This window comes from Streptococcus sp. CCH5-D3 (assembly GCF_001556435.1).
Classification (GTDB): Bacteria; Bacillota; Bacilli; order Lactobacillales; family Streptococcaceae; genus Streptococcus.
On sequence record NZ_LSIW01000174.1, the window covers coordinates 1 to 2,777 of the forward strand.

The window sequence follows — 2,777 nt, forward strand, 5'->3', positions numbered from 1 at the left end:
ATTGCTTTGCACGTCCATTTTCATCAAAATGATAAGTCACACCATTGATGGTACGTGTTTGGTTGGTGACGAGCTCACCAGAGTTTTCATCGTAGTAACGAGTTCCCTTGTAGTCTGTAACGAAATTACCCTTCACTTGCTTACCTTCATAATCAAAGTAGAGATGTTGACCATTGATGACTTGATCAAAGAGAAGAGCCTTACCATCCTTACCAAAGTAGTACCAGTTTCCCTTCCAATTAACGAATCGATTGGTTACAGCAGCGCCTGTTTCAGCGTCAAAGTAGTAGTAATTGTAGATTTTAGGTTCGATGATAGTACTACTAGATATCCGAGGATATCTAGTAGACTCTTTTTGCTCAGGACTAAGCACTTTATCTTTTGCGAGATAACCAGTAATTAAGCTTGTAGACTCTGTATTATCGAGATAATAGAGTTTCCCATCGATTTCTTGAAGACCGAGAAGTTTATTACCATTTTCATCAGTATAGTACCAATCGCCACCTACTTGATGGAATCCTTTTTCTCTGACTGCTGCTCCAGTAACCTCATCGTAGAAAGGTCCTGAACCGGAAGGCCCAAAAGTTCCTTGACGGGCTTGTCCATTTTCATAGAACGAATAGATTACACCATTAATGGTATGAGAACCAGAAAGTGGTTTACCATCTTTATCATAATAGAAGAGCCCATTATCAGCACGAACAAATTGGTTCCGTGGGACTTCCTTCTTTTCACCGGTATCCTTATCATAGTAGTGGCCATTTTTAACTTCGTTTTTGAATTGTGTTCCGAGGTGGTCGTCAAAGTAGACAGGGACACCATCAATGGTATGAGCACCTTTTAGAATATTGCCTTGCTTATCTGCATAGAACCACTTACCTCGAGTTGTAAAGTAACGCCCCTTAACAAGTGCACCAGTATCCTTGTCATAATACTTAACTGGGATACCAAAGACAACAAAGCTATCATAGAGAACATTAATACCATCTTTATCTACAAAGCCATCTTTAGCTTGTGTTCCAAATATCCTATCAAAATGTACCTGAACACCATTGATGACGTGGTCACCTTTAAGGATTTTGCCATTTGAACCGACATAATACCACTGGTTATTAATATTATGGAAACGATTCTTTTCAAGTGTGATTCTCGCACCAGAGTCTTTATCATAGTAGTAACCGTCGTCTCCAAAATCACCTTTAACTTGTCGCCCATAATAAGAATCAAAGTAGACAGGAACATTATTTATGGTTTGTGAACCTTTTAATGGTTTGCCCTCAGCATCCACATAGTACCAATATTTATCTAGATTGACATAACGGTTGGTAACAAGTGCACCAGTTGAGGCATCGTAGTATTTACCATTACCTCCGAAGTCACCTTTCACTTGGGCACCTGTCTTTTTATCGAAGTAGTACTCTTTACCATCAATACGAGTAGCACCTTTCACAGGCATACCTTTTGCGCCAATAAAGTAGTTTTTGTCTTTAACTGTTACGAATCGGTTAGTTACTAGCTTACCAGTGTGTTCATCATAATAGCGGTTATCCTTGTCAAAATTCCCTTTTATTTGAACACCATTTTCATCGAAATAGACCTGAGCCCCATTGATGATATGGCTGCCCTTTATAATTTGTCCTCTATCATTGAGATAGTACCATTTTCCTTTGATTTCAACAAAGCGGTTGGTACCTAAATTGACGAAAACACCATCCTGATCGTAAAAGTGCCCATTAGGAGCAAAGCGATCAATGATTTGAGTCCCAAATTTATCGTCAAAGTAGGATGATCGACGATTAATTCGATACTCACCATACACGGGATTCCCTTTATCATCTAGATAATAACGTTCATATTGTTTTGTATCGTTGCTGTAGGCCACGATAAATTGATTTTTGAGAAGAGCACCAGAATCTTTATCATAGAAATTTAGTTTTTTAGCATCATTAGGGTCTTTAGCAAAAACGCCTTTAGCTTGTATGCCATTTTCTTTATCGAAATAGACTTGAACCCCATCGATGGTTTGTGGTCCAGTCAGGTCCTTACCATTGGCATCTCTGTAATGCCATTTGCCGTTTTGGTCGCTGTAATATTGACCGCCTGTAACGTTTAAGTCCTCATTGATAACAGGAGTTGTCGCAGTTGTTTCACTAGTGGTACTGTCTCTTGTTGAAGCTGTGTGTGCTTCAACGTTGGCTGTTTCAGTAGGTGATTGACTTTCATTAGTGCTTGCTGAAGCCCTTTCTCTAGTGTTTTCCGAACTTGCTAACTCTGGAGCAACTGTTGAACTTTCAGCAGAAGCAGTTGCCTCAATTCCCTTCGTTTCAACTAAATCTGCTGTTGTTTCAAGATTGGCAGTAACACTTGCTGTCGTGTCATTCTTGAGTGTTTCACTAGCAGTTACTTCATCCGCAAAAGCAGCTCCGGCAATAAGTGCAAAACTAGCAAGAGCAGATGCACATGAAAATGCAATCAGATACTTTTTAGATGCGTGTTTTTTGGCCTTATCATTTTTTTCCATAATAAATACCCCCTTTTAATTTATATTATAAGACAATAAGAAAGCCTTTTCAAGATTAAAATGAAAAGGCTTTCTTATGATGTGAAAAGGAGTAGACAAAAAAGAAAAGTATGCTTTTCTTTGAATATTAAGTGAGATGTTGCCAGTTCTTACTAAATCCAAGATTCATAAAAAACAAAAAATCCAGGACCTGAGTCCTGAATTTAGGAGATTATGAAAAAGAAAAGTTTTAGGATGGTTATAGTATATAAAGCAA

The 2,777-nt window shown here is 38.4% G+C and carries 1 protein-coding gene; it reads right to left on the bottom strand.

Going from position 1 to position 2,777, the window contains the following annotated elements:
• Positions 1–2,521 (bottom strand): glucosyl transferase (locus tag AX662_RS10050; RefSeq protein WP_060972353.1); only part of this gene is annotated, 2,521 nt, incomplete at its 3' end.
• Between the last annotated feature and the right edge of the window lie 256 nt (positions 2,522–2,777).